Here is a 25521-nt window from a genome sequence, read left to right as displayed (position 1 = left end):
GACATGACAGAGAACGCAGCATCGGCAACGGGAGTCATTGCCTTCCTCGGCCTCGGCCATATGGGCGGTCCCATGGCGGCCAACTTGATCAAGGCCGGACACGAGGTTGTTGGTTATGACCCTGTGCCCGCTGCCGTCGAGGCGGCCCTGGCCCACGGAGTGCCGATGGCGGACACAGCTGCGGAAGCAGTGGCAGGGGCGGCAGTGGTTTTGACCATGCTGCCCAGCGGCAAGCACGTGCTGGATGCCTACCGGGGCGTGGACGGCCCCGGGCTGCTCACGGTCGCCGCGCCTGACACGCTCTTCCTGGACTGCTCCACCATCAACGTTGACGAGGCACGGGAAGCTGCCGCTCTTGCCGTTGAGGCAGGTCACCGTTCCGTGGATGCACCTGTGTCCGGCGGCGTTGTGGGTGCCGAGGCCGGGACATTGACATTCATGGTGGGTGCCTTGCCGGAGGATTTCGAAACCGTGCGGTCCCTGCTGGAGCACATGGGGAAGAGGATCGTGCACTGCGGTGACCACGGTGCGGGGCAGGCCGCCAAAGTGTGCAACAACATGATCCTGGGTGTGTCCATGATTGCCGTTGCAGAGGCATTTGTCCTTGGCGAGAAGCTGGGGCTCACGCACCAGGCCTTGTTCGACGTCGCGTCCAACGCCTCCGGCCAATGCTGGGCGCTCACCACCAACTGTCCTGTACCGGGCCCAGTGCCTACGAGCCCGGCCAATCGCGACTACCAACCCGGATTCGCCGGGGCCTTGATGGCAAAGGACCTGCGCTTGGCGGTGAACGCGCTGGAGAGCACCGGTGTTGCCGCGGAAATGGGGCCGCTGGCGTCCCGGATTTACGACGCTTTTGCTGCCGGGGACGGCGCCGGAAGGGATTTTTCCGGCATCATCACGGAAATCCGCGACAAGTCCGGGGCATAGGGTGGGCATGACGACTACGGAAGAGGACCTGGGTTTGGAGCAGCAGTACCAGAACATTGTGGTGGAACGCCGGGGCCGTGTTGGCTTGGTGACTTTGAACCGGCCGGAGGCGCTGAATGCGTTGAACACGGCGCTCATGAACGAGCTCGTCTCCGCCGTCACTTCAATGGATACCGATCCTGACGTGGGTGCCGTGGTCATTACGGGATCCGCCAAGGCCTTCGCAGCCGGGGCCGACATCGAGGAGATGTCGTCAAACACCTACATGGATATGTACGCAGCGGATTGGTTCAGGCGTTGGGAGGATCTCACCCGTCTCCGTATCCCTGTCATTGCCGCGGTTTCCGGCTTCGCCCTGGGCGGCGGTTGCGAACTGGCCATGATGGCAGACTTCATTATTGCCGGGGACAACGCCAAGTTCGGCCAACCCGAGATCAACCTCGGCGTCATCCCGGGGATGGGTGGATCGCAGCGGTTGACACGGGCAGTGGGTAAAGCCAAGGCCATGGACATGGTGCTCACCGGCCGGTTCATGGACGCCGACGAAGCCGAACGATCCGGCCTTGTCTCCCGGGTTGTTCCCGCAGCTGAGGTGATAGACGAAGCAGTCAAGGCCGCCGAGGTGATAGCTTCCAAGTCTAAGCCGGCAGCCATGGTGGCCAAGGAAGCCGTCAACGCAGCCTTTGAAATGGGCCTGGCCCAAGGCGTCGTGTTTGAGCGTCGCGTCTTCCATTCGCTCTTCGCTACTGAGGACCAGAAGGAAGGCATGGCCGCTTTCATGGAGAAGCGGCAGCCGGAGTTCAAGCACAGGTAGCCCAGCAGGGACTCTCGTTCTGGGGATATGTCCCAATAAGACGAAGCTCACGCATTTTCCCCGACACGAAGTGGCTGGCTCCCGGTCCTATCTACGGATCAACAGCAACGACTCGTGAGGAAAGCAATGACGTGGCAATTCTGCAGCAACGACGACTGCCCGGAAAGTTGGCACTGGACCGACTTGGCGGGGGCTCCGGAAGCCTGCGCGGATGTGGGCGAAACACCCCATGACGGGGTTGTGGTGGCCGACACCGCGGCGTAGGCTCCTCCGGGCCACCACTCGGGAGGGAGTCCACAATGGGTCAACTGATCGTTCAGGATTTTGTCACTGCGGACGGGTTTGCCGCCAACACCGACAACGAATTCAACGCATACGAACTGCTGGAAGGCGGTACGGCGGAGTTCGATCGTGCGCAACTCGAATGGCTCGGAAGCGTGGAAGCAATGGTTCTGGGAGCAAACACGTATCGGATGTTCGTCGAGTACTGGCCCACGCCTGCTTCCAACGGCGAAATCATCGCTCCGGCACTCAACGGCCTTCGTCGCTATGTCTTCTCACGCCACCTGGAGGCAGCCCCGTGGGGGGACTACCCGCCGTCGACGATTGAATCCGGCGATGCCATTGAGGCGATCCGCCGGATCAAGCGCGCGTCGGAGAAGGACATTGTCCTGTGGGGCAGCCTGTCCTTGGGTGAGTCCTTCTTTGCCGCAGGCGAGGTGGATGCTGTGCGGCTGGTGGTCATGCCGATCGGCCAAGGTGCTGGCCGCGGGGTGTTCCCGGCCGGTCAGGATTCCGCCTTGTTGAGGCTCGACGACGTCAACACCTACGACCACGGGCTTGTGGAGCTCGCTTACACGGTCCGTAAAAGGGGCTAGGCGAGGACGGCCGGTTTCAGCGCGGCATCGAAAAACCCCCGTTCCAGCCGCACGGCTTCGGCGAAAGTCTCCGCCACGCGTGTGCGGTCGGCTTGGGAAGAAGGCTCGACGGCGTTGAACTCCTCGCGCAGCCACGCCACCCACGCGTTGTACTCGGGGTTGTTGTGCAGGCGGATCCAATCGGCATGCTTCGGAGCGGCCGGCCAGGTCGCAGGATCACCGGCCCACGCGGCCCAGTCTCCATACAACCACTCGGCGACAAGCAGCACCGCCAGCACTTCGGGGTACGAGCGGGTGGCGAGGGCTTCACGCATGAGGGAGTCGAAGGACCGGGTGGCCGGGGCGAGGTCCGGAGCGAACCGGTCCCTTTCGGGGACACCGAGTTCGTCGAAGGAATCCTGGAAGTACGTGTTTTCATCCGAAGCGAAGGCACCCAGCACTTTGGCGAATACCAGCCGCGACGGCAGGGTCGGCGCCGACGCCACGGCTTGTCCGAGGAGCGCAACGAACGCATCGCAGAACTGGTAATCCTGCACCAAGTAGCGGCGTAAGTCCTCATCAGCCAGGCTGCCGTCGAGCAACTGATTTACGAATGGATGGTCAACAGCGGCCTCCCAATCCTCGACGCAGCTGTTCCTCAGTTCTTCGGCAAAGCCCACGATGTTTCCTCCCTGGAAGTCCAGCAACGGAGCCTAGCAGCTGGGGCGATGGCACTCGTTTGCATGACGCGGTGCGTCCAAACGCACCGGCGCCGGCCGTACGGTCACATGAACCGTACGGCCGGCGTCGTGGTTGCTCGGGCGGCGTGCCGCCCCGGCGGATTACCGGCCCTGATCCGCGTGCATCGGGTCCGGCCAATTGCCGACGAGGTCCGGCCAGAAGCCGATGCGTCGTCCAACTTTTGCCGTTGCGTTGGTGCGGACGGGGATCTGGAACTTGCGAAGCATGGTTGCCTCCTGACTGATGAAGTGCCTGCGTCGGTTGGCGCAGGTGGTGGTGCCTGCCAAAGCAGGGACCACCGCATCAGTCAGGTCGGGAACCGGGATCGAATGAAGGTTGTGGTGCTTCGGTTCGTTGCTGGTCCGCCACAGGCCCGGCGCGAGGCGGCGGCAGCGGTGAGAGGACATCCGGAATGTCGGACGCCCCCGGGGCCGAAGTGCTGGAGCCACTGGTCCCTGACGATCCGGACGTACTTGGCGTACCCAAGGGATAAAGCGGTGCGACCGGAACATGGTTGGCGGGAGCGAGGATCGCGTCGGGCGTACTGTCGAAGGGATCGGGCATCGGCAGCCGCTGGGGGATGTCTCCAGGCTGACGAGCCGCAGTTTGGGAGCGCTCAACGGACTGCACGGCCGCGCCCTGTTGCGGTGCTGGGGCTGTGGGCGAGGAAGCTGCATTCGGGGACGTCGGAGCAGCAGGCGCGGCACCGCCGTCGAGCGCGTTTGGAACCGAAGGCGACGTTGGCGGAACGGCAGGGGCTGGCGGATCGAGGAGGCTGGGCAGTTCGGGCACGCTGGGCAGGTCCGGGACGATGGGCAACTCGGGGATGCCGGGCAGCAGGTCCGTGACATTTTCCACCACAGGAAGACCCGGTACTTCCGGAATCGCATCCACAAGGGGTGCTATGGGGATGGTCACCGTCGGGAGGGCAGGAACGGACGGTGTCTCCGGCGCCACTGGAATAAGCGGAACGGCGGGCGCAACCGGGAGCGCGGGAACTTCCGGCTCGGGGTCAAGAGCCGAGGTGACGGACTCCACCGCATCCGTTATTGATGGGGCAGATGGGACCGGTAGCGGCTGGGAAACCTGGGAGATCGTGGACCCCGGAAGCGGAGGTACCACCGGCACAATGTCGGTTGCAGCTGCGCACGGGCCCGCCAACCACACCATCGTTGCACCTGACCCGAGCGCGGCCAGGAGGAGAGGGCGCAGCATCAAGCTGCGTCGCTGTCCCGGATCGTTGGCCAAGAGCTCCACCCCCACTGCGGCAATGGAGTCTCAGGATACGCCCGTGGGCGCCCATTGGCATAGAAGCCGGGTTGACTCGTAAAAGGCTCGCGTAGCGGGGAGGGTGTTTGGCGGACTGTGGTCAGGCCCGTCTTCAATCAGTTCCTTCAACCGGCCGGTTCAGGCGTCCCGAGAACAGCCAATAATTGTTGACAATTGACAGTCTGCGTTTTAGATTCGTTAAGAATCAAAACGGTCAATCGCACCGATCAACGGATTCTGGCAACTCATGGCCCCACTCTCCAAAACATCCTTGAAGGGACTCATCATGGCTCCGACTAATTCCCGGCCGAAGTACATCTCCTTTGATATCTACGGCACTCTCATCAACTGGGACACCGATTCCACCACCCGCCGACTGCTTGCCGGCCGTTTACCTGAAGAGCAGTGGCCCGCGTTCAAGAAAGTTTTCCGTGGGTACCGGTTCGACGAGGTCCTTGGCGACTACAAGCCCTACGAGCAGATCCTCCAGGATTCCTTTGACCGGGTATGCAAGTTTTTTGGCATTGGACCGACTCCCGGTGCGGGTGCGGAGTTCGCTGACGCTGTACGCAGCTTCGGTGCCCACGACGACGTGCCGGCCCCGCTGAAGCTCATGGGCGACAACTACAAGCTCGTGGCTCTATCCAACGCCGACGACAGTTTCCTGGACATCAGCATTCCCAAGCTCGGCGCAGATTTCCATGCCGTGTTGACCGCTGAACAAGCCCGGGCATACAAGCCTCGCTACCAGGCCTTCGAGTACATGTTGGACACCTTGGACGCCAAGCCGGAAGAGTTCCTGCACATCGCCTCGCACACCCGATACGACATGCATCCGATGCACGACATGGGCTTCCGGAACCTCTGGGTGCTGGACCGTGGCTACGATCCCATTACCGGCGGCTACGACTACAACACCGTGAAGTCGCTGGACGAGATCAACAAGCACCTCGGTCTCTAGGCCGATCCTGAAGCAAAACATGCTCTAAAACGAAAAGCAGATCTGAATCACCGGTGGCAAACTGGCCGTGCTCGGCCTGGGGAGCATCGTCAGCATGGTGTCATGGCCTCGTTCCCGCTTGACGTTCCCGCATGACCGACCCCGTCACCGGGTTGGAAGCCGGCTCCCGCCCACGGCTGCAGCGCCGTGGGCGGGGACGCCAGATCTCCCACTGCGTTTGCAGCGGCGGGGCAATTGAGCGAGGCATGACGCGCGAGCTCTGCGCCCTTACCAGGTAAGGGCAGACTCATGCCCCCGCCGCCTTGCTATGGATCACGATCGATTCCCTACTTATGCAGCCGGACGCGGCAGTCCGAAGAGAACGGGGAGGTCGGCGATGTCGGTGATCCGCTCGTAACCGAGCCAGTGCTCGTCGTGCTCGAAACCGCGGTCCACATATACCTTGTTTTTGATTCCCAAAGTGGCCGCAGAACGCAGGTCGTACATCGGGCTCGCCGAGACATGAACGATCTCGTCGGGTGTTACGCCAAGCTTGTCGAACATGTACTCAAACGCAGCGAGACGAGGCTTGTAGACGCCCATCTGCTCGGCGCTGATAACGGCTTCAAAGGGGGCCTGTAGGTTCTCCGAAAGTCGTAATGCGTGCGGGGTGTCGCTGTTGGTGATGATCACCAGCGGAACTGCCTCAGCCAGGCGGTTCAGAGCCTCGGTGACGCCCGGGTACGGGCGCCAGGTGGGGACGATCTCATAGATAGCTCGAGCATCGGCGTCACGGTATTCCAGACCGAGCCGGCGTGACGCGCGTTCCATGGAGTTGGCGATGATTTGGTGGAACGGCTTGTAATCCCCCATGCACTCGTCGATCCGATATGCCTTGGTGGCCTGCAGATATTCATCGGCGACCTCGGCCGGCAGGCGATCACCCAGGACCTCACGGGTCGCGTCGGCGATGGCGAACTTGATGAGCGTTCCGTTCATGTCGAACGTTACAAATTTGGGCTTGCTTTCGAATGCCATTGGTTTTCTCCATTTGCGGGATGGGAGTCTTGTCGATTGTCGACAAATCACCCGAAGGCGACGTCGATTGTCGACGATACGGGCCGGACGTAGGGAGTGTCAATGCTTTTTTCAAAATTGATTCTTCGCGAATAGAAGTTGTGGCCAGGTGTTGACATTGGACCCGCTGCGATTTACATTCATTGTGAATCCAAATGTTGCACAGGGGCTTCCCTGGGCGGCCACCGCGTCAGGAACATGACGAATTTCGAGACACCGCCGCGCTTGAAGGCCTTGGCAGCGATCCCTCCCAAAGCTGGACTCCGTCCGGCGCGGGCGTTGCAGCTGGCCACAGCCAGCGCCCCGATTTCCTCCTTCGACCTTGAAAGGGTGAGATGAGTCCCTCCTCTGATCCCCCCGCATTTCGTGCCGGCCCGGCACGAGCCCTCCGGACAGCCGGGGTCCCCCGTGAAGCCTCCGATTTCTGTAGCGACTCTGCCTTTATCGATGCAGTGGCATCGGAGAGCGGGCTCTTGGCGGGGCATGTCCGGCTCGACGAGTCAACTGTTATGGAGCTCCTGGAACAGGCTTACGGCCTTAGGGGGATGCTTGTCCGGATTCCTACCGAGAAGGATGAGACCTTCCGGCTCCGGAGCGGAGAAGAAACCTATTTGGTGAAGGTGTCCTCCCCGGATGAGGACCCGCTGATCGTGCACCTTCAGACGGCCTGTATGGAGCATTTGGAGCGGACTGCCACGGATCTTCCGGCCCAACGTCTTGTCAGGAACCTCCACGGGGAACCGCAAGTCCTCATGCCGACCACAGATGGACCGTTTGACCGAGTTCTTCGGGTGATGCGCTTCCTGCCCGGCGAAATGCTGGCCAGTCACGAGGCGTCAGCAGCTCAGCTTCAGTCGGTAGGTTCCAGCCTTGCCCGTCTCAGCCTTGCTTTGCAGGACTTCGAACATCCTCGAGCCGAGCGCCTGCTCCTGTGGGACCTCAAGCACTTTCACCGGATGCGCCCCCTTCTCCACCACGTCACGGAGAAGCACCAGCGCACCCTGGCGGAGGCTATTTTCGATCAGTTCGACGAGAAAGTCGTTCCACTCTTGGACGTCCTTACGTCCCAGGTTGTGCACGGGGACTTCAGTCCCTTCAACGTCCTTGTCGACCCGGGCAGTCCGGACTACGTGAGCGGGATTATCGACTTCGGAGACGTTGTGCGGACCCCCGTGATCTTCGACCTTAGCGTCACGATGGCCAACTTTCTGGGAACAAACCCGTCCAGCCCTTGGGAGCACGCACTTCAGGTCATGAACGGCTACAGGAACATCCGCCCGCTGCCCGTCCACGAGTTGGAGGCCCTGGTCATCTCAGCCCAAGCCCGCCTCCTTCTGCGGGCCCTGATAACGCAGTGGCGCGCAAGCCACTTGCCCGAAAGACGCGCTTACCTGGTCTCTCATTCCGAACCGGACTGGGATCGGCTCCACGCCACGGCCGCAGCGCCCGCACCAAAACTGCCTTCCACGCTCTGAACCCTGCCAATAGTCACCAGGAGAACCAAATGGTCACTTCCCCAATCCGCAAGCCGTCGAAAGCCACAATCAACGGCTTTGATCCCAGCCGCCTTGGCGAGCTCCCGGACCAGATGCAAAAGAACATCCGGCGCCGGGACAGGAGCCTGGGACCGGGTTATCGGCTCTTCTACGACACGCCTGTGGAAGTGGTGCGCGGCAAAGGCACCACACTGTTTGACCGGGACGGCAACGAGTACCTCGACGTTTACAACAACGTCCCCTCCGTTGGTCACGCCCACCCGCGTGTCGTAGCCGCCGTCCACGAACAAATGCAGACCCTGAACACCAACACCCGCTACGTCCAGGAATCCATCCTCGACTATTCCGAAGACCTCCTGTCCACGTTCCCAGCCGAACTCGGACATGTCATGTTCACCTGCACCGGCTCGGAAGCCAATGACCTCGCCATGCGAGTGGCGAAGTACGCCACCAGGAACCAGGGAATCATCGTCACCTCCGGCGCATACCACGGCCTGACAACTGAAGTAGCGTCCTTCTCGCCCTCCCTGGGAATCGGCGTGCCCCTGGGTGCCAACGTGCGGGTCATCGACGCCCCGGACGCCCTGCGCTACTCATCTGATCAGGAATCCCTCGGGGACCACTTGCGCACCCAGGTGCGTGCCGCAATCGCTGACCTTCACAGGCACGGCATCGGACTGGCGGCCTTTATCGCCGACAGCATCTTCTCCTCCGACGGTATCTTCGCCGGCCCAGCAGGCTTCCTCCGCCCGATCATCGAAGAAGTCCACGCAGCAGGCGGTCTTTACATCGCCGATGAAGTACAACCAGGTTTCGGCCGAACAGGTGAGGAATGGTGGGGCTTCCAACGGCACGGAATCGTTCCCGACATCGTGACCATCGGAAAGCCCATGGGTAACGGCATCCCCGTCGCGGCAGCCATCTTCAAACCCGAACTGCTCGTGGAGTTCGGCAAAAACATCCGCTACTTCAACACCTTCGGCGGCAACTCAGTAGCCATCGCCGCCGCGCAGGCCGTCCTGAACGTTATCCGCGAGGAATCACTCATGGAAAACGCCCGCAAGGTCGGCGAAAAAATCATCACCGGGCTCAAAGACCTCGCCCAGGACCTCGACCAAGTCGCAGAAATCCGCGGCAGCGGCTTCTTCATCGGAGTCGACCTCGTCACCGACCAATCCACACTCACACCCAACGGGGAAGCAGCCTCGGGCATCGTGAACGCCCTCCGGCAGGACCGCATCCTCATCTCAGCCTGCGGCGCCCAAGGCAACGTCCTGAAGCTCCGCCCACCCATGCCGTTCTCCATGAGCGACGCCGACCGCCTGCTCGAAGGAATGGGCCACGCCTTCAAAGCACTGCACTAAAACTCAAACAGGCCCCGGAGGAGTCTCACCACCATGCTCACTCTTTCTGCTGATCACACCAGCAGAACCCACTGAAGGGATGCACCATGATGACCATCAATAAAGTCCGGATTGCCGCTGCGGGGCTTGCTGTCCTGCTGGCCCTTAGCGCCTGTGGCGGCGCAGCAACCGGCGGCCAAGGCACGGAACTGCCAAAGACGCAGAACACCCGGGACGTCTCCGAAGGTGTCCAGCCGGACGCTGCCGCGGTGGCGCTGTTGCCGGAGTCCTACAAAGCCAAGGGCGAATTGACCGTGGCGATGGATCTGAGCTCCCCGCCGATGACGTTCCTCGCCGAGGACAACACAACCCCGATCGGCGTGAACCCGGACCTCGCCCGCCTGGTGGCCAAAAAGCTTGGGCTGAAGCTGAAGTTCGAGAACACCGCGTTCGACACGATCATCCCCGGTATCGACGGCGGCCGCTACGACTTTACGGCCACCACCATGTCCGCAACGGAGGAGCGGCTGAAGGTCCTGGACATGATCAACTACCTCAAGGGCGGCTCGGCCGTGGCAGTAACCAAGGACAACCCGCTCAAACTGACCAACGACACCCTCTGCGGCAAGAACATTGGCGTGACCAAGGGCTCCACCCAGCAACTCAAGCACCTGCCGAACGTCTCGAAGTGGACCTGCGAGGAAAAGGGCCAGCCGGCCATCAACGCCATCACGCTGCCCAACATCCAGGAAGCCCTGACCCAGCTGGACTCCAAGCGGATCGACGGGGTCTTCTACGATGCCAGCGCCCTGGCCTGGGCCAACGAGCAGCAGCCCGAGCACTTCACCATCCTGGAGCCGCGGATGGACACGCGCACGGACACCAACGTTGCCATGGGCGTGAAGAAAGGGTCACCGCTGACACCGGCCCTTCAAAAGGCCATCCAGTCCGTCCTGGAAACCCCGGAATACAAGGAATCCCTGGACTATTGGGGCCTGGGCGAATCAGCCATCACCGAAGCCAAGATGCGCTAGTACCAGTTGGGCGCCGAAGCCCCACGCGACCCGTACGTCCCCGGAGGTTGGTTGTTGCCTGCCGGGGGCGTACAGTCCGTTGGTTGGAACAACCATCGCCCGCGAATACAGCAGTGAATGCCAGGCAGCATCATCACGTCCCGGCTTCGGTCCGAACTCTCATTAAGGTAGTGCTATGAGCAGCATCCCCACGGCACGTGACTATAACAAGGCCTCTGTCCTCGATGCGATCCTTTCAGAGGCGCCCTTGACACGGACCAGGCTGATTGAGTTGACGCGTCTGAGCCAGCCGACGGTGTCCCGGAAGGTGGATGAGCTTCGTTCCGATGGTTTCCTTGTCGAGCAGGGAGTCGACGCCGTTCCGCGCCGGGGCCGGCCCTCCACCTACCTCGATGTCCCCGGCACGGCCGGGCACATTGTTGGTGTCGCTTTCGGGACGCGAACCACGTGCGTCCTCGTAACTGACCTGAGGGGACGTGAGATCAGCCACGTCATTGTTCCCAGCCCTCCCGGAGGCGATATGGAAACCTCTGTCAAGTGGCTGGTTGACTTGATTGTGGACACCGCTGATTCCGCAGAAGGGCCATTACGCCAAATCGTCGCCTCGTTGCCCCGCCGTGTCCTGAGCATCCCCACCAAGTCCGGAACACCGGAATTAGCGAAGACATTGCTGGAATCCGAGTTCCAGAGTGCCATTGAACAATGGTTGAAGGCTCCCGTGATGCTTGAAAGCGATGCGACGTCGTCCCTTCGGGGCATTCTGAAGGACGATGCGAGCATAGGAAATGCCGCCTTGTTCATGCTCAGTACAGAACTGAGCTTCGCCAGTTGTACTGATCACGAGATCGCCCGAGGACGGACTCCCGCATTCGGCGACCTTGGTGGTGTCATCTTCTCGGGTATCGGAAACGAAACCCTCGATGGTCTATTGAGCACCGCGGGTCTCCTCCAGTTCGCCAAGGGACGGGGGCTGGACCTGGAAGGCATCGAAGCCCTCTGGTCCCGGCCGCAGGACCCGGCGCCCCGCGCGGATGTGATGGAGGCGTTTACGACGGCGATCGTGACCGCCGTTGGTGCTGTTGCAGTTACTTTGGACCCCGAGTCAGTGTATTTTGTGGGCCGTTTGAGTCCGCTCGTGGACGAGGTCCTCCCGGAGGTGCGCAGGCGACTGTCGCAAAGCCTTCCCGTCGTCCCGGAGACAAGGGTCGCCCCGCAGGTGATTGGTTTATCCGTGGCCCAAGGGGCGGCGAATGCCGGAGTGGTCCTGGCCAGGTCCCGGCTACGGGAATCGGTGCTGGAGGCCCGTAACGAGGTCGAAATCCCTCTAGGAGGCAAGATCTGACCTTCAGGCTGCCAATGCAATCACTTTTACTCCAGTTGTACGAACGCTGCTAACCCGTCGCCGGACATCGGCGCGGGATGCTCGCGTCGGCCTAACCCTCACTCCTCCGTGAAATCCCCCGCATCCCTGCGGAAGGTGCCGAGAACCCGGATGAGGTGGTCGACGTCGTCATCCCCGAAGCCCGACTTGCTGAAGACCTCGGCGTTGAGGGCCGCCGTCGCCTTTTTTGCGAGGGTGCGGCCCTCGGCGGTGAGTTCGATCAGCGTGGTGCGTCCGTCCGTGGGGTGCGGGGACCGGGCCACCAAGGCGGCCTTCTCCAGGCGGTCCACGGCGTTGGTCACCGACGTTGGATGCACCTGCAGGAGCGCGCTCGCCTTGTTCATGGGCAGAGCGCCACTGCGGGCGAAGCTCAGGAGTGCAAGGAGTTCGTAGCGTGCGAAGGTCAGTCCGAAGGGTTTCAGGACCGTTTCGATGCGGGCAAGCAGGATCTGCTGGGTGCGCATTATCGCCGTGATGGCTGCCATGGGCGCGGCGACATCGCCCCACCCATGCCGTTCCCAGTTACGTTGGGCGTCGGCGATGGGGTCGCGGGGGAGTGGGGTGCCCATGGGCCTCCTTCGGTTAGCGGCGTGCTCAGTCTTTCAGATGAGGGAACTCTTCCTCGGTGTATTCCACACCCAAACCAGCGGGCAAGGGGCCATCGCTGTGACGGGCAACCTCCGAGCCCCGAAGCTCGACGCGCCGGATCTTCCCCGAGATCGTCTTGGGCAGTTCACCGAACTCGAGCCTCCGGATCCGCTTGAAGGGTGCCAGGTGCTCGCGGCAGTACCGCAGGATGTCCTCTGCGACGGCCGGGCCGGGTTGGTAACCGGCGGCCAGCACCACGAACGCTTTCGGCACCGACAGCTTCACGGCGTCAGGTGAAGGTACGACGGCGGCCTCCGCCACTGCGGGGTGCTCGATGAGTACGCTTTCGAGCTCGAAAGGTGACAGACGGTAGTCGGACGATTTGAAGACGTCGTCGTCCCGCCCGACGTAGGTGATGACTCCGTCGGCGTCGCGGCTGGCCATGTCGCCCGTGTGGTAATAACCATTGCGGAATGCCTCCGCTGTTTTGGCTTCGTCGCCGAAATAGCTTTTCATCAGCCCCACGGGGCGGGGGTCCAAGCGCAAGCAGAGTTCGCCGTCGTCGGCTTCCTGGCCGGTGACCGGATCGACCAGGACGACGTCGTACCCGGGAAGGGGACGTCCCATGGATCCGATCTTGACCGCTTGCGCGGGTGTGTTGGCGATCTGGACCGTGGATTCCGTCTGGCCGAAGCCATCGCGGATGGTGACGCCCCACGCCTCCTCCACCTGGCCGATGACTTCGGCGTTCAACGGCTCGCCGGCTGACACGACCTTGTGGGGCGGATTGGTGAGCTGGCTGAGGTCCGCCTGGATAAGCATGCGCCACACCGTCGGCGGGGCGCAGAAACTCGTGACGCCCTCGCGGCCCATCTGGTCCATGAGTGCCGAGGCGTCGAAGCGGTCGTAGTTGTAGATAAACACACACGCCTCGGCGATCCAGGGCGTGAAAACGTTCGACCAGGCGTGCTTTGCCCAGCCCGGCGATGCGACGTTCAGGTGGACATCGCCGGGTTCCAGCCCGATCCAGTACATCGTTGACAGGTGGCCCACCGGGTAGGACGTGTGGGTGTGCTCCACGAGTTTGGCCCGTGATGTGGTGCCGGAGGTGAAGTACAGCAGTAGTGTCTCGTCCGCCCTGGTGGCGGCGTCGGGCGCGAAGTCCGTTCCGCCGTCGTACGAATCCGCGTACTGTACCGCCTGTGCATTGGTGCGATCCGCGCCCACCTCAATCAGCGTGTAATTACCGGCGACGTCGGCGAACTTGCCTATGTTTGCGCTGCCGACGGCCACCCAAGCGGCGCCGCCGCGTTCGACGCGATCCTGGAGGTCGCGGGCGCCCATGAGCGTGGTGGTGGGGATCATGACGATGCCGAGTTTGATGCCGGCAAGCATGAGCTCCCATAGCTCCACTTGGTTGCCGAGCATGATGATCATGTGGTCGCCGCGTTTGACGCCTTGGTTCCTGAGCCAGGTGGCTACTTGCGAGGAGCGTTGGGAGAGGTCCTTGAAAGTGCGCCTGGTGGAACTGCCGTCCTGTTCGACGATGACCAGGGCGGGTTGCTTGCCTCGATCAGGGTCTGCTGCGAGGTGGTCGAACCAATCGAGGGCAAAATTGAACTCCTCGAAGCGGGGCCACTGAAATTCGTTGTGCGCCTGCTTGTAGTCCTCGCGCAATTCCAGCAGCCGGTCCCGGGCCGCACGGAAGTCCTCTGTGACTGTCATGGTCCACCTTTCGCTGGGCATCTTTGCCGGCCGTGGCCCAGGGACAGCGCCCTAGTGATCCACATCACCTTGCAATATACTAGGACATCCAAGGGTTTGGAAGAGCCTGTGCGGGACGTGACGAAGGGGTCTAATGCTCGACGAAAAAGCCGGCACCGCCACAAGCGGAGCAGCTATGGAAAAAGTCCTTCCTCCTTATCCGGAGGCGGACCTGATGCACGTGGTGGACTTGCTCGATCCCGGGGAGAGGGCACGGTACCTGGAGATCAGGGAGTTCCTGCAAACAAGGATCCGCGCTGCCAGCATCGACTTCTGGAACCGGGAAGAGTTCCCGTTCGGGTTGCTTGCCGACATGGCAAAGTTCGGGCTCGGCGGGCTCCAAACCGACGGCTCCTCGAAACTGTTCAAGGGCCTCATGTACACCGAAATTGCCCGGGCGGACGTCTCACTCTCCGCCTTGGTTGGCATCCACAACGAACTCATTGTCGGCATGATCCATGAGCTCGGATCCCCCGGGCAGAAGCGACGGTGGCTCCCCGGGCTGGAAGCCCTCACGCAGCTGGGCGCCTTCGCACTCACCGAACCGGACCACGGTTCGGACATCGCCGGAGGACTTTCGACGACGGCGCGACGCGACGGCGGCGAATGGGTCATCACCGGTGCCAAGCGCTGGATCGGGGCAGGAACGATAGCCGACTTTGCCCTCGTATGGGCGCGGGACGAATCCGACGGGCACATCAAGGGCTTCATCGTGGAGACCGACCGCCCGGGATACTCGGCGACGAAAATCTCCAACAAGATCGGGCTGCGGATCATGCAGAACGCCGACATCGTGTTGGACCAGGTGCGGGTTCCAGCGGAGAACCTCCTTCCGGGGGCCACGGAATTCTCACGAGCCAACGACCTCCTGCGTGATTCCCGCGCCTGGGTGGGGTGGCAGGCGGCGGGTATTCAGCTGGCGGCGTTCGATATTGCCCGTTCGTACGCCTTGGAACGCAAGCAGTTCGGCAAGGAACTGGCCCGTTTCCAGCTCATCCAGCAGCAACTCGCGGACATGCTCGGCAACGCGAACGCTTCCCTGTCCCTGATGGTGGAGCTCGCCCGGATCCAGCAGGCCGGGAAGCTCGAGATGGTACAGGCGGCCATGGCCAAGGCAACCACCACACGACTGGCTCGTTCCAGCGTTGCGATGGGACGTTCGCTGTTGGGTGGTAACGGGATCACGACAGACTACGAGATGGGAAAGCTCTTTGGCGACGCCGAGATCCTGTACACGTATGAAGGCAGCTATGAGATCAACTCGATGATCGTTGCCCGGGCAGTGACGGGGAAATCGGCGTTTGTGTGAGGATGGGGGTCAGCGGCCCTACTCGCAGGCGACACCGTCCTTATCCCTGTCCAAGGAGGTGCTATAGCCGGGTTGTCCCGCATACAAGGGGGCGGCCCCTGCGGCCCTGGCAGCTGAGCAGTTGGGATAGGTAACGGAGGCGGGTGCAGGTGCCACCGCGGGAGCAGGCGCTGGGGCGGGAGCGGGTGCGGGTGCGGGCACCACCGCGGGAGCAGGTGCCACCGCGGGAGCAGGCGCTGGGGCGGGAGCAGGTGCGGGCACCACCGCGGGAGCCGGTGCCGGAACCTCAGCCGGTGCCGGTGCCGGAACCTCAGCCGGTGCCGGTGCCGGAACCTCAGCCGGCGCCTTCTCATTGGTGGGAGCGGTCTGGTTCGGGCAGTCGCCGAGGACGCGGGCCATGGCGTCGTGCTCGGCTTGTGTGACCCACAGGTTATAGGTGGCCTTGACCGAGATCTGACGCGCAACGTACTCACAGCGGAAGGTCCTGCTTGGCGGCAGCCAGGTGGCGGCGTCGCCGTCGCCCTTTTGCATGTTGGTGGGTCCGTCGGTGGCTTGCAGGTTCAGTGGATCGTTGGCGAACGCCGTGCGCTGCTCAAGGCTTAGCTGCTGGGCACCTTTCTGCCATGCATCGCTCAGTGCCACGACGTGGTCAATCTGCACAGCCGTACTGGTGCCGGCGCCGCGGACAAATCCGATGGTCTTGGCTGTGTAAGGGTCTGCGAGGCTGCCGGACTGGACCTTGCACGGCACGCTGTTGGTGTAGGTGATGCTGGTCAGGTCGCGTTTGAGAGTGTCGTTGCGGGTGTCGCACCCGTTGCGATCGACGTCGGCCCACGCCTGGCCGAATTGGCTGCGGTCGTAGCCCGTCTTGGGTGCGCGGCCCTTGATCGGCAGCCTTGCGAGGACGTCGAGTGCCTTGGAAGCGAAAGCGGGCTGCGTGTTCGGTGCCTTGTAGGAAACCGAAGCTGCGAGTTGGGCTGTCGTGTCAGGGTCCAAGGGTGCGCCGGATGCCGAGGGACCGGGCGTCGGCGTGGCGTTGGCGCTCGGAGAGGCGCTGGCTTCAGCAAGTTTCTGCGCCTCGGCCGCGGCATGGGAAGCCTCGGCTGCCGACTGAGAAGCATCAAGCTTCTCCTTGGGCTGAGCCGGGACAAGCGCGCCCCCTGCAACCAGGAGGACCAACGCGCCGGTGAGCATGATGGCGCCTGTGCGGCGGCCACCGCGGACCATTGCCCACGAGCGCCGACCGGTTGCTGCGATATAGATTCCGGTCACCAACGCCAGGAGGCCGAGCATGATCAGGAACCCGCCGATCCCTGAACTAACAGAACTGACCACCAGGAAAAGCATTGCAAGAATGCCCACGCAGATGGTTGAGGTGGGCAGCCGGAAGGAACCTGCTCCGGGCGGCATTTGGTTCGACAAAAGAAATCCCCATTTCAAGATCAGACCGCGAGTCAACGGCCGAAAGCAGGCGCTTGTGGCTGAACGCCCATCGGGATTCTAGTATCGAAATTACAAGATTGTGATTTGCTGTGAATTGTTACCGGTGCACGCGCTCCAAAACACTTAGCCGAGGTATCCAGCAGCACACATTCCGGCGGTACTGCCGGAATTCCTCGCCGAACCGCATCTCAAGATCGGACTCCTCCAGCGGCCGCACAGCGTAGTTCCACAACAGCGAGCCCAGCACTGCATACGCAATAACCAGCCACGATCCCAGAATGAGTCCCATAGCTGCACCTTGCACAATTCCGGCAACGGCCATCGGATTGCGAATCCAGCGGTACGGACCTGCGATTACCAGGCGATTGGGCATGGCTGACGGCAAGGGGGTTCCTTGTCCCACCCTCGACATCACCAACGCCGAAGAGATGCCGAGGGTGCTCGCAAGGACCAGCAAGCTGACGCCGGCGGGTCCCGCCAGCCCGGGAAAATGAAGTGCCACGGCCCACCGCTGCTCCAGGAGCATCAAGAAGTGGGGAACCGCCACGAGGAAGAAGCCCCAGAAGATGAGTAGCTGCACCATCGTTGCAGCGATGTGCGGGCGGGCAGTTACCCGTTGGGCGGCCGGACGGAACGCGAACGGCCCTCGCAGCATCCAGCGGGTAGGCACCCGCCCCAGGTGCATCAAGCTGAGCGCAACCAGTGAACCTCCGGCGGCGGCCGCCATGACAAGGGCGCCGGGTCCCGCTTCGGTGGTGACGCTCGCATACACGGCGAGTACGACGGCGACCAGCACCGTCCAGCCCGCGCTCACCACGGCAGCGACTTTCAGTCCGTAAGCCGCCAAGGCGGATCCAATGACGAAGAGTGGGATGTCGAAGATCGCAATCAGAACGGGGTCCAGGCTTCCAAGTGTGGCGTAGCGAACCGCAGGCAAGGTGAAAACGGCAATCCACCAAAGAAAGCCGGCTGCCGCCTGCAGGGCGAAATAGGCTCTACCCCGGTTCCGCGTCACACACCGACCCTACAGGTTCTCCTCCGCATAAATCCGCAGCGTATCCCGCACAAACGTGGCTCCTGTTTCTCCGCCGTAATTGGCAGCAAACCGTGGGTCGGCAACGTACATTTCCCCGAGCCCTGCCACGTATCCCTTCACGTCTCCGCCCGGGGCCGCAGCAGGTGTGCCAGGAATCCCGCGTAGCCAATCGACGTGGCGACGGGCAAGGTCCTGTGCTTCGGCGCTCTCAGGAGCGACACCGGATTGTGCGGCAGCGATCCAGTCGCTGCCCAGTTTCTGTGAGCGGTCCTTCCATTGCTGCTTTTCCTCGGCGCTCATCCCGCGCCACCAGGAATCGCCCGCGGCGTAGGCGTCCTTACCCCAGCGTTCCTCCACCTCGTCCTTGTATTGAGTGTGGTCAAAGCCGTCGAACATGTCCTTTGCCATGTAATTTCCATCCCCTTTCAATGTCTCTATGGTTTGCCGCACTGACGCGATCTGCCGTGCCAGGCGGGCCTGCTCGTGACCCAGCCACTCCAAGTGGCCGCTCAACGCCTTGACAGTGTCCGTTTCGCGTTGAAGTACGTCGGATATGGCAGGCAATCCAAGCCCAAGTTCCCGGAGGAGGAGAATCCGCTGTAGCTGCACCAAGGCCGGACCGTCGTAGTAGCGGTAGCCGTTATGGCCGGTCCGGCTTGGCTTGAGCAAACCGATGTCGTCGTAGTGACGCAGGGTGCGGCTGGTGGTCCCCGCCATCTTGGCGATTTCCTGGATCGACCAGTCCATGTGGGCCTCCGTCCTGTGCTTGTCCTTCGACATTAGAGGTTGACGTTACGTCAAGGTCAAGGGGTGGATTCGTGGCTATTCGGCAAGGATCAGGTACAGCGCGCGGCGGGTTTCGTCCATCTTTTCGATAGCAGCCCTGCGCTGTTCATCCGTTGCCCCGGCGCGGAACTGGTGGATGACTCCCATGAGCTTTCCGATGCTTTGGTGGAACGCCTGTCCGGTTGCGTCGGCTTCTGTGTTCCACGCGTTGGCCAGTTCCTCTTCGTGCTCGGCAATGTATGCGCGGCCGTCCTCGGTCAGGGTGAACTCGGTGCGCCGTCCTTCGCCCACGGCGACGATGAGTTCCTCGTCAACCAGTTGCTGCAGCGTGGGATACACGGAGCCGGGGCTCGGGCGCCATGCACCCGAAGTCTTCTCCGCGATGGTCTTGATCAGCCCGTAACCGTTGGATGGGGCTTCGGCGAGCAGGGAAAGAATTGCCGCCCGAACGTCGCCCCGGTTGCGGCGCGGACCACCGGGTCCGAATCCGCGGGGACCAAAGCCGGGTCCGAATCCAGGACCGAAACCCGGCCCCAATCCGCCGTGGCCGTGCGGACCCCGCAGTCCCTTGCCGCGGTGGAAATGGCCCCTGCGAGGCCCATGCTCCTGGAAGTTTTCGTCGTGATTATGGATGCCTTTCATAACAGCATCGTCCTTTCGATAGATATCACCGAAGGAGTATCGGCGATACTTAACGATATATCGGAAAATATCGGGACGTCAATGCCTCCAGGGAGATAGGTGATCGAGCGATCGGCCGGGAGGGGTCATCGGTGAGAGAGCGATCGGGCGGGAGGGGCCATTGGTGAGAGAGCGATCGGCCGGGAGGGGTCATCGGTGAGAGAGCGTTGGCTAAAGCACGACGGCGGGTGCGGACTTTTCGAGAAGTCCGCACCCGCCGTCGGGGTTCCCGGCGCCTTGGATCGCAGCGCCTACGAAAGGGGAGTGACGTACGCTCCCGAGATGCCGCCGTCGACGAGGAACGTGGAAGCGGTGATGAACGAAGCGTCGTCGCTGGCCAGGAAAGCGACCGCCGCGGCGAGTTCCTCCGGTTCGGCGAAGCGGCCCAGAGGCACGTGGACCAGCCGGCGCGCCGCCTTCTCGGGGTCCTTGGCGAAGAGTTCTTTCAGGAGCGGGGTGTTTACCGGCCCCGGGCAGAGGGCGTTGATGCGGATGCCCTGGCGGGCGAATTCGACGCCGAGTTCCCGGCTCATGGAGAGGACTCCGCCCTTGGATGCGCTATAGGAAATCTGGGACGTAGCCGCGCCCATGACCGCCACGAACGATGCTGTGTTGATGATGGACCCCTTGCCCTGCTCCTGCATGTACGGAATGGCGTACTTGCAGCAGTAGTAGACGGACGTGAGGTTGACTTCCTGCACGCGTCGCCAGGCGTCGATGCCGGTGTCCAGGATCGAGGCGTCGTCAGCGGGCGAGATGCCGGCGTTGTTGAAGGCGATGTCTACGCTGCCGTACGTTTCTTTGGTCTGCGCATAGAGGTTGCGGACTTCTTCTTCGCTGGTCACGTCCACCTTGACGAACAGGCCGGCTACTTCATTCGCGGCGGCGATCCCGGACGTAGGCTCAATGTCCGCAATGACTACGTTTGCCCCTTCGGCGGCCATCCGGCGGGCGGTGGCGAGACCGATGCCACTGGCACCGCCCGTGATGACTGCGCTGCGGCCGGCGAGACGGTTGGAAACTACTGATTGCATTGGTACTCCTCTGAAGTGGCGTAAAGATCAGTTGGATTGGGTGGAAATGAAGACGTTCTTGACTTCGCTGAAAGCATCCAGGGCGTCGGGGCCGAGCTCACGGCCCAAGCCGGATTGCTTGAAGCCGCCAAACGGCGTCGAGTAGCGGACGGACGAGTGGGAGTTCACCGAGAGGTTGCCCGATTCGACGCCGCGGGCCACGCGCAGTGCGCGGTCAACCTTGGAAGTCCAGATAGAACCGGATAATCCGTACTCGGTGTTGTTGGCAATCCGTATGGCGTCGGCTTCATCGTCGAACGGCACTACGGCAACCACGGGACCAAAGATTTCATCCGTGAATGACGGTGCTTTGAGATCGGGCGTCAGCACTGTGGGCGGGAACCAGAATCCCGGCCCTTCCGGCGCTTTCCCCTGAAAGGCGACCGGGGCGCCGTCGGGCACAAACGCGGAAACGGTATTGAGCTGCTGAGCCGAAATCAGCGGCCCCATGGAGGTGGCCGGATCGGCAGGGTCTCCCACACGCATGCCGAGGACCTCGGGTTCCAGCAGTTCAAGGAAACGCTCGTAGGCCCCGCGTTGAACGAGGATCCTGGAACGGGCGCAGCAGTCCTGGCCCGCATTGTCGAACGCTCCGGACGGGGCGGCAGCTGCCGCCAGCTCAAGGTCGGCGTCGTCGAAAATGATGTTGGCGCTCTTGCCGCCAAGCTCCAGCGTCACCCGCTTCACTTGTTCGGCGCATCCGGCCATGATCTGCTTCCCCACGCCCGTGGACCCCGTGAACACGACCTTCCGCACCGCCGGATGGGTCACGAACCGCTGGCCCACCACTGAGCCCTTGCCGGGAAGGACTTGGAAGACGCCCTCGGGAATGCCGGCTTCGAGCGCGAGCTCAGCGAGACGGATAGCTGTCAAGGGCGTGACTTCCGCCGGCTTGAGCACCACCGTGTTGCCCGCAGCCAGGGCTGGCGCGAACCCCCAGCCTGCAATGGGCATCGGGAAGTTCCACGGCACGATGATCCCAACGACTCCGAGGGGTTCGTGGAATGTCACGTTGACGCCGCCTGATACGGGAATCTGGCGCCCGAAATGCCGTTCCGGCGCGGCGGAGTAGTAGTTGAGGACATCGCGGACGTTGCCGGCTTCCCAGCGGGCGTTGCCAACGGTGTGCCCGGCGTTGCGAACCTCCAACTGCGCGAGGTTCTCAAGGTCACGGTCGACGGCGGCGGCGAACCTTCGCAGCAGCAGCGCACGGTCGGCCGGGGCAACGGTCCGCCACGACTCGTAGGCGGCAGCGGCCTTGGCAATGGCGGCGTCCGTTTCTGCCAGGCCGGCCAAGGGAACGGTCTGGATGACCTCTTCCGTGGCCGGGTTGATCACATCAAAGACTGTTGCTGTCATGCGGGGGACATCGCTTTCGTAGTGGCGGTCTGGTCGGAGCGGTAGCTGGCGGCGGCTTCCACGAAGCCCCGGAACAGCCTGAGGTCGTCCGGGTTCTGCTCCGGGTGGAACTGGACGCCGAGGACCCAGCCGCCGTGCGTGGTTTCGAGGGCCTGCACCAAACCGTCGGCGGAGCGGGCCGTCACGCGCAGCGATTCGGGCACGGCATCCATGGCTTGGTGGTGGTAGCAAGGCGACGAGGCGGAAGCACCCAGGAGGTCGTGGATGAGGCTGCCCGGGCTGGTGGTGAAAGAGGCTTCTCCATAAACCCCAGGTGCCGGCTGGCACGTGGCATCGGGGTTGATGTCGGGAATGTGCTGGATCAATGTCCCGCCCATGACCACGTTAAGCAGTTGGGCTCCGCGGCAGATCGCGAACAAAGGGAGCTCGCGCTCCAGCGCGGCCCGGATCAGTGCAGAATCGTGCCTGTCCCGCAGTGGTTGCGGTTTGGTGGTGGGGTGCGGCGCCGCCCCATAGAGGGCCGGGTCCACGTCGGGTCCTCCCACCACGATCAGGCCGTCCACCAGGTCCAGTACGGATTCGTCGGTTCCCACCGGCGGCAGCAGGAGCGGTGTCGCACCGGATGCGACCACAGCCTCCACGTACGTTCCCGGGAGGATTGCCGCCGTCGTATTCCACACTCCCCAGGAGGCCTCCTGAAGGTAACTGGTCAGCGCAATCCTGGGGCGGTAGGTGTCAGAGACGTTCGAAGCCACGGGTGCGCTCCCAGTCGGTGATAGCGGCGTCATAAGCGGTGAGCTCAACATTGGCGGCATGGACGTAGTGGTCCACCACGTCGTCGCCGAACGCTTTGCGGGCGATGCTGCTCTCGGCCAGCAGGTCGCGGGCGTCCCGCAGGGTAGTGGGAAGCCGGTCCGCGTCGGACTCGTACGCGTTGCCCTTGGTGATGGCAGGCAGCTGGAGGTCATTTTCGATGCCGTGGATGACGGCCGCGATCATGGCTGCAACAGCGAGGTACGGGTTGACGTCGCCGCCACCTACCCGGTTCTCGGTGCGGAGCCCGCGGCCATGCCCCACCACGCGCAGGGCACAACTGCGGTTATCCAAACCCCAGGCGATGGCCGTCGGAGCGAAGCTGCCCTCCACGAACCTCTTGTAGGAATTGATATTGGGCGCCAGGAAGTACGTGAGTTCGCGGAGCGCTGCCAGTTGACCCGCTACGAAACGTTCCATGAGCGGGCTGAAGCCGTGTTCGCCCTCGCCGGCCAGCACGGGGTTACCGTCCAGGTCGGTGAGGCTGAAGTGGATGTGGCAGGAGTTGCCTTCGCGCTCGTTGAACTTGGACATGAACGTGATGCTCTTGCCGTGTTGGTCGGCGATTTCCTTTGCACCGTTTTTGTAGAACGCGTGCTTGTCGCAGGCGGCCAAGGCTTCGTCGAAGCGGAACGTGATTTCCTGCTGTCCCAGGTTGCATTCGCCCTTGGATGACTCCACCACCAGCCCGGCCGATTCCATGTTGTTGCGGATGGATCGAATGACCGGCTCCAAGCGGGCGGTGGCCAAAAGCGAGTAGTCCACGTTGTACTGCGTGGCCGGGGTGAGCGCGGTGTAGTTCTTTTCCCAGGCCTGGCTGTAGGAATCGTCGAACATCAGGAACTCGAGCTCCGTTCCAGCGTGGGCGCGGTAGCCGAGCTTCTCCAGCCGTTCGATTTGGGCTTTCAGGATCTGCCTGGGCGAAGCGGCCACCGGAGTCCGGTCGGTCCACAGCACATCGCACTGCACCATGGCCGTGCCTTCGAGCCACGGCACGCGGCGAAGAGTCGCTACGTCCGGGAGCATCACCATGTCCCCGTAGCCGGTCTCCCAGGACGACATCGCGTAGCCGTCCACGGTCTTCATTTCGACGTCGACGGCAAGCAGGTAATTGCAGCCTTCTGCGCCGTGGTCCAGGACGTCCTCCAGGAAGGACCGCGCACCGCAGCGCTTGCCTTGCAGCCGTCCGAGGGCGTCCGTGATGGCCACGATGACGGTGTCTATCTCCCCGCTGGCCACGAGTTCGCGAAGTTGCTCAACGGTGAGCTGCTGCTTCGGGCTGGAGGTTTGGGTTTGACTGTTCATGGTGTCTCCGCAGGGTGGTTCTGTCAGTTCCGGGTTTGCTTACTTCAGTTCGGCCTCGGCCATGGCCAGCTGGGCGAACTCTTCTTCGGGCGCCCCCGCCACAATCCGGTGCCGGCTGTACAGCCAGTAGTAAAGAAGGGCGGCGGCGAAGATTGCTGCCGTGATGGATGCGGCAAAGACGTCGACGACGAACGTCGCCACGACTGCCACGGCGGACAGCACCAGGGCGATCGACGTAGTGACGATCCCTCCGGGGGTCCGGTAGCCGCGTTCCAGGTTGGGTTCCTTCTTGCGAAGGACGATGTGGGAAAGGTTCAGCAGGACGTACGAAACGGTGGCCCCGAAGACAGCGATGTTGATCAGCAAGGCGCCGTCCTGGGTGATGGCCGCAAGCAGGAATCCAATGGTGCCCGGCACAATGAGTGCCCAGTAGGGGGTGCGCCGTGCCCCGGTCAGCGAGAGCCATCGCGGCAGGTAGCCGGCCCGTGAGAGGGCGAAGAGTTGCCGGGAGTACGCGTAGATGATGGAGAAGAAACTGGCGATCAGCCCGGCAAGGCCCGCGTAGTTGATGAAGTCGGCAAGGAAGGTGTTGCCGCCATAGGCAATGCGCAAGGCCTCGGGAAGCGGGTTGTCCGATTCACTCATGGCCTGGGACCCGGCCGCTCCGGGAACCAGGACCAGCATGAGCGCTCCGAAGACCACCAGGATGATGACAGCCACGATGATGCCCCTGGGCATGTCCCTCTTGGGATTCGACGTTTCCTCGGCCGCCAGGGGAACACCCTCGACGGCCAGGAAGAACCAGATGCCATAGACCAGTGCGGCCAGGACGCCACTGATTCCCATGGGAAGGAAGGCGCTGGAACCGGCCGAGCCGTCCGGGACAATGTCGAAGAGGCGTGCACCGTCGAACTTCGGAAGCAGTCCGCCCACCGCGGCGATCAAAGCGACGGTTGCCACGGCCGTGATGGCGAACATGATTTTCAAGGCCTCGCCCACTCCACGAAGATGGATGCCGATGAAGATCACGTAGGTCACAAGGTACACCGGCCAGGAGTTGGTGAGTCCGAAGAGCCCGAGCGCTTCGACGTAGCCGCCAATGAAGGTGGCGATCGCGGCCGGCGCCACCGCGTATTCAATAAGGACCGCCATCCCGGTGGCGAATCCACCAAGGGGCCCCAGGGCCCGTCGGGCGAACGCATAGCCCGCACCCGCCGTCGGGAGCGTTGACGAAAGCTCCGCCAACCCGAAAACCATGCATGTGTACATGACGGCCATCAGGACGAAGGCGATCAAGAGGCCGCCCCACCCGCCCTGTGCCAAACCCAGGTTCCACCCGGCGAAGTCGCCGGAAATGACATAGGCCACCCCCAAACCGGCCAGAAGCACCCATCCGGCTGCGCCCCGTTTGAGACGCCGGTGCTTCAGATACTCATCCTCGCCGCCGAGTGGCTGGCGCGCTGTTTCCATGCGTTTTCCTAA

At 62.7% G+C, this 25521-nt stretch carries 25 protein-coding genes; 10 read left to right on the top strand and 15 right to left on the bottom strand.

Annotation, left to right across the window (positions count from 1 at the left end):
• Positions 1 to 3 precede the first annotated feature (3 nt).
• The 4 genes from mmsB (at position 4) to AB0N65_RS01500 (ending at position 2622) form a co-directional block, all read left to right on the top strand.
• Complete coding sequence (mmsB, locus tag AB0N65_RS01515; RefSeq protein WP_364156696.1) at positions 4 to 930, top strand: 3-hydroxyisobutyrate dehydrogenase; 927 nt, start codon at positions 4 to 6, stop codon at positions 928 to 930.
• Between the two features lie 7 nt (positions 931 to 937).
• A complete protein-coding gene (locus AB0N65_RS01510) occupies positions 938 to 1744 on the top strand; it encodes an enoyl-CoA hydratase (RefSeq protein WP_364156693.1) in 807 nt (268 codons plus the stop codon).
• Positions 1745 to 1870: 126 nt separating this feature from the next.
• Positions 1871 to 2008 (top strand): hypothetical protein, encoded by a 138-nt coding sequence (locus AB0N65_RS01505; RefSeq protein WP_364156690.1) that lies wholly within the window; start codon positions 1871 to 1873, stop codon positions 2006 to 2008.
• Positions 2009 to 2043: 35 nt separating this feature from the next.
• Complete coding sequence (locus AB0N65_RS01500; protein WP_364156687.1) at positions 2044 to 2622, top strand: dihydrofolate reductase family protein; 579 nt, start codon at positions 2044 to 2046, stop codon at positions 2620 to 2622.
• On the opposite strand, the gene AB0N65_RS01495 is transcribed toward AB0N65_RS01500, so the two are convergent.
• The 3 genes from AB0N65_RS01495 to AB0N65_RS01485 all read right to left on the bottom strand — a co-directional run bounded on the left by AB0N65_RS01495 (position 2619) and on the right by AB0N65_RS01485 (position 4380).
• Positions 2619 to 3281 carry a TenA family protein gene (locus tag AB0N65_RS01495; protein ID WP_364156684.1) on the bottom strand — a complete coding sequence of 221 codons (663 nt, stop codon included), beginning with the start codon at positions 3279 to 3281 and terminating at the stop codon, positions 2619 to 2621. The two genes, AB0N65_RS01500 and AB0N65_RS01495, sit on opposite strands and share 4 nt — an antisense overlap.
• A gap of 162 nt (positions 3282 to 3443) precedes the next feature.
• Positions 3444 to 3569 carry a hypothetical protein gene (locus AB0N65_RS01490; protein WP_364156681.1) on the bottom strand — a complete coding sequence of 42 codons (126 nt, stop codon included), beginning with the start codon at positions 3567 to 3569 and terminating at the stop codon, positions 3444 to 3446.
• Between the two features lie 76 nt (positions 3570 to 3645).
• Entirely contained in the window at positions 3646 to 4380 is a 735-nt protein-coding gene (locus tag AB0N65_RS01485) for a hypothetical protein (RefSeq protein ID WP_364156678.1), read from the bottom strand.
• A 517-nt stretch (positions 4381 to 4897) separates the two neighbouring features.
• Between AB0N65_RS01485 and AB0N65_RS01480 the strand changes: the two genes are divergently transcribed.
• Positions 4898 to 5572 carry a haloacid dehalogenase type II gene (locus tag AB0N65_RS01480; RefSeq protein ID WP_364156675.1) on the top strand — a complete coding sequence of 225 codons (675 nt, stop codon included), beginning with the start codon at positions 4898 to 4900 and terminating at the stop codon, positions 5570 to 5572.
• A 330-nt stretch (positions 5573 to 5902) separates the two neighbouring features.
• Here the strand turns inward: AB0N65_RS01480 and AB0N65_RS01475 are convergent, their stop codons facing one another.
• Positions 5903 to 6589, bottom strand: coding sequence for a haloacid dehalogenase type II (locus AB0N65_RS01475; RefSeq protein ID WP_364156672.1), 687 nt, complete (start codon positions 6587 to 6589; stop codon positions 5903 to 5905).
• A 374-nt stretch (positions 6590 to 6963) separates the two neighbouring features.
• Here AB0N65_RS01475 and AB0N65_RS01470 point away from each other — a divergent pair, with 374 nt between their 5' ends.
• The 4 genes from AB0N65_RS01470 (at position 6964) to AB0N65_RS01455 (ending at position 11843) form a co-directional block, all read left to right on the top strand.
• A complete protein-coding gene (locus AB0N65_RS01470) occupies positions 6964 to 8103 on the top strand; it encodes a phosphotransferase (protein WP_364156669.1) in 1140 nt (379 codons plus the stop codon).
• Between the two features lie 29 nt (positions 8104 to 8132).
• Complete coding sequence (locus tag AB0N65_RS01465) at positions 8133 to 9488, top strand: aspartate aminotransferase family protein (protein WP_364156666.1); 1356 nt, start codon at positions 8133 to 8135, stop codon at positions 9486 to 9488.
• Between the two features lie 86 nt (positions 9489 to 9574).
• Complete coding sequence (locus AB0N65_RS01460; RefSeq protein WP_364156663.1) at positions 9575 to 10501, top strand: ABC transporter substrate-binding protein; 927 nt, start codon at positions 9575 to 9577, stop codon at positions 10499 to 10501.
• A 175-nt stretch (positions 10502 to 10676) separates the two neighbouring features.
• A complete protein-coding gene (locus AB0N65_RS01455) occupies positions 10677 to 11843 on the top strand; it encodes a hypothetical protein (RefSeq protein WP_364156660.1) in 1167 nt (388 codons plus the stop codon).
• Between the two features lie 98 nt (positions 11844 to 11941).
• Here AB0N65_RS01455 and AB0N65_RS01450 read toward each other — a convergent pair whose 3' ends face one another.
• Together AB0N65_RS01450 and AB0N65_RS01445 are read right to left on the bottom strand one after the other, a co-directional pair.
• Complete coding sequence (locus tag AB0N65_RS01450) at positions 11942 to 12451, bottom strand: MarR family transcriptional regulator (RefSeq protein ID WP_364156657.1); 510 nt, start codon at positions 12449 to 12451, stop codon at positions 11942 to 11944.
• 25 nt (positions 12452 to 12476) lie between these two features.
• Positions 12477 to 14195, bottom strand: a complete 1719-nt coding sequence (locus AB0N65_RS01445) for an AMP-binding protein (RefSeq protein ID WP_364156654.1) — start codon at positions 14193 to 14195, stop codon at positions 12477 to 12479.
• Positions 14196 to 14328: 133 nt separating this feature from the next.
• On the opposite strand from AB0N65_RS01445, the gene AB0N65_RS01440 reads away from it, so the two are divergent.
• Positions 14329 to 15543, top strand: a complete 1215-nt coding sequence (locus tag AB0N65_RS01440; protein ID WP_364156651.1) for an acyl-CoA dehydrogenase family protein — start codon at positions 14329 to 14331, stop codon at positions 15541 to 15543.
• 18 nt (positions 15544 to 15561) lie between these two features.
• Here the strand turns inward: AB0N65_RS01440 and AB0N65_RS01435 are convergent, their stop codons facing one another.
• The 9 genes from AB0N65_RS01435 to eat all read right to left on the bottom strand — a co-directional run bounded on the left by AB0N65_RS01435 (position 15562) and on the right by eat (position 25509).
• The gene (locus AB0N65_RS01435) at positions 15562 to 16905 is read right to left on the bottom strand and encodes a DUF1524 domain-containing protein (RefSeq protein ID WP_364156649.1); all 1344 of its coding nucleotides are present in this window, start codon (positions 16903 to 16905) and stop codon (positions 15562 to 15564) included.
• Between the two features lie 178 nt (positions 16906 to 17083).
• Complete coding sequence (locus AB0N65_RS01430; protein ID WP_364156647.1) at positions 17084 to 18001, bottom strand: isoprenylcysteine carboxylmethyltransferase family protein; 918 nt, start codon at positions 17999 to 18001, stop codon at positions 17084 to 17086.
• Between the two features lie 9 nt (positions 18002 to 18010).
• Entirely contained in the window at positions 18011 to 18769 is a 759-nt protein-coding gene (locus AB0N65_RS01425; protein WP_364156645.1) for a MerR family transcriptional regulator, read from the bottom strand.
• Between the two features lie 75 nt (positions 18770 to 18844).
• Complete coding sequence (locus AB0N65_RS01420; protein WP_364156643.1) at positions 18845 to 19450, bottom strand: PadR family transcriptional regulator; 606 nt, start codon at positions 19448 to 19450, stop codon at positions 18845 to 18847.
• 290 nt (positions 19451 to 19740) lie between these two features.
• A complete protein-coding gene (locus tag AB0N65_RS01415; protein ID WP_364156640.1) occupies positions 19741 to 20523 on the bottom strand; it encodes a 3-oxoacyl-ACP reductase in 783 nt (260 codons plus the stop codon).
• A 27-nt stretch (positions 20524 to 20550) separates the two neighbouring features.
• Entirely contained in the window at positions 20551 to 21921 is a 1371-nt protein-coding gene (locus tag AB0N65_RS01410) for an aldehyde dehydrogenase family protein (RefSeq protein ID WP_364156637.1), read from the bottom strand.
• Positions 21918 to 22676: a gamma-glutamyl-gamma-aminobutyrate hydrolase family protein gene (locus AB0N65_RS01405; RefSeq protein WP_364156634.1), complete on the bottom strand. Its 759-nt coding sequence runs from the start codon at positions 22674 to 22676 to the stop codon at positions 21918 to 21920. The genes AB0N65_RS01410 and AB0N65_RS01405 overlap by 4 nt, the downstream gene beginning before the upstream one ends.
• Positions 22657 to 24039: a glutamine synthetase family protein gene (locus AB0N65_RS01400; RefSeq protein WP_364156631.1), complete on the bottom strand. Its 1383-nt coding sequence runs from the start codon at positions 24037 to 24039 to the stop codon at positions 22657 to 22659. The genes AB0N65_RS01405 and AB0N65_RS01400 overlap by 20 nt, the downstream gene beginning before the upstream one ends.
• A gap of 39 nt (positions 24040 to 24078) precedes the next feature.
• Complete coding sequence (gene eat, locus AB0N65_RS01395; RefSeq protein WP_364156628.1) at positions 24079 to 25509, bottom strand: ethanolamine permease; 1431 nt, start codon at positions 25507 to 25509, stop codon at positions 24079 to 24081.
• Positions 25510 to 25521 lie beyond the last annotated feature (12 nt).

Origin of the sequence: Paenarthrobacter sp. NPDC089322 (genome assembly GCF_040684895.1) — a bacterium.
Classification (GTDB): Bacteria; Actinomycetota; Actinomycetes; order Actinomycetales; family Micrococcaceae; genus Arthrobacter.
Note: the sequence above shows the minus strand (reverse complement) of the source record. Positions and strands in the feature narration are given on the sequence as shown.

Bases quoted from the DNA above. Each gene is read 5' to 3' on its own strand.
- AB0N65_RS01480 (WP_364156675.1), top strand. From the start codon at position 4,898: ATGGCTCCGACTAATTCCCGGCCGAAGTACATCTCCTTTGATATCTAC.
- AB0N65_RS01475 (WP_364156672.1), bottom strand. From the start codon at position 6,589: ATGGCATTCGAAAGCAAGCCCAAATTTGTAACGTTCGACATGAACGGA.
- AB0N65_RS01500 (WP_364156687.1), top strand. From the start codon at position 2,044: ATGGGTCAACTGATCGTTCAGGATTTTGTCACTGCGGACGGGTTTGCC.
- AB0N65_RS01470 (WP_364156669.1), top strand. From the start codon at position 6,964: ATGAGTCCCTCCTCTGATCCCCCCGCATTTCGTGCCGGCCCGGCACGA.
- AB0N65_RS01425 (WP_364156645.1), bottom strand. From the start codon at position 18,769: ATGGACTGGTCGATCCAGGAAATCGCCAAGATGGCGGGGACCACCAGC.
- AB0N65_RS01410 (WP_364156637.1), bottom strand. From the start codon at position 21,921: ATGACAGCAACAGTCTTTGATGTGATCAACCCGGCCACGGAAGAGGTC.
- AB0N65_RS01420 (WP_364156643.1), bottom strand. From the start codon at position 19,450: ATGAAAGGCATCCATAATCACGACGAAAACTTCCAGGAGCATGGGCCT.
- AB0N65_RS01460 (WP_364156663.1), top strand. From the start codon at position 9,575: ATGATGACCATCAATAAAGTCCGGATTGCCGCTGCGGGGCTTGCTGTC.
- AB0N65_RS01400 (WP_364156631.1), bottom strand. From the start codon at position 24,039: ATGAACAGTCAAACCCAAACCTCCAGCCCGAAGCAGCAGCTCACCGTT.
- AB0N65_RS01450 (WP_364156657.1), bottom strand. From the start codon at position 12,451: ATGGGCACCCCACTCCCCCGCGACCCCATCGCCGACGCCCAACGTAAC.
- AB0N65_RS01445 (WP_364156654.1), bottom strand. From the start codon at position 14,195: ATGACAGTCACAGAGGACTTCCGTGCGGCCCGGGACCGGCTGCTGGAA.
- AB0N65_RS01490 (WP_364156681.1), bottom strand. From the start codon at position 3,569: ATGCTTCGCAAGTTCCAGATCCCCGTCCGCACCAACGCAACGGCAAAA.
- AB0N65_RS01440 (WP_364156651.1), top strand. From the start codon at position 14,329: ATGCTCGACGAAAAAGCCGGCACCGCCACAAGCGGAGCAGCTATGGAA.
- AB0N65_RS01510 (WP_364156693.1), top strand. From the start codon at position 938: ATGACGACTACGGAAGAGGACCTGGGTTTGGAGCAGCAGTACCAGAAC.
- AB0N65_RS01505 (WP_364156690.1), top strand. From the start codon at position 1,871: ATGACGTGGCAATTCTGCAGCAACGACGACTGCCCGGAAAGTTGGCAC.
- AB0N65_RS01455 (WP_364156660.1), top strand. From the start codon at position 10,677: ATGAGCAGCATCCCCACGGCACGTGACTATAACAAGGCCTCTGTCCTC.
- AB0N65_RS01415 (WP_364156640.1), bottom strand. From the start codon at position 20,523: ATGCAATCAGTAGTTTCCAACCGTCTCGCCGGCCGCAGCGCAGTCATC.
- AB0N65_RS01465 (WP_364156666.1), top strand. From the start codon at position 8,133: ATGGTCACTTCCCCAATCCGCAAGCCGTCGAAAGCCACAATCAACGGC.
- mmsB (WP_364156696.1), top strand. From the start codon at position 4: ATGACAGAGAACGCAGCATCGGCAACGGGAGTCATTGCCTTCCTCGGC.
- eat (WP_364156628.1), bottom strand. From the start codon at position 25,509: ATGGAAACAGCGCGCCAGCCACTCGGCGGCGAGGATGAGTATCTGAAG.